Annotated in this window: 1 pseudogene; it reads right to left on the bottom strand. The window is 42.8% G+C overall.

Annotation, left to right across the window (positions count from 1 at the left end):
• Positions 1-276: pseudogene (locus tag ACVCXO_RS00015) on the bottom strand (hypothetical protein); the annotation flags it as partial.

Here is a 276-nt window from a genome sequence, read left to right as displayed (position 1 = left end):
TGGATCTGTGTCGTTTGGTCCTTGAACGCCGTCTCCATCAGGATCTACTTCGTCTAAGTTACTTACTCCATCTCCATCACAATCTGCAGTTGCCCAGTCACTTGTTGTGTCTGTTAAATCTACATTTGTTAAATCTCCTCCGATACATGGATCGGTATCATTTGGATCCGTATCACTTGTTTCTCCATCGCCATCACAATCTGTAATCGCTGTTACAGGTAAAGTAATATCTGTTGCTGTAAATTCACATGCATCGTTTGGATCGGTGTCGTTTGG

It is taken from the genome of Lacinutrix sp. MEBiC02404 (genome assembly GCF_053601575.1).
Note: the sequence above shows the minus strand (reverse complement) of the source record. Positions and strands in the feature narration are given on the sequence as shown.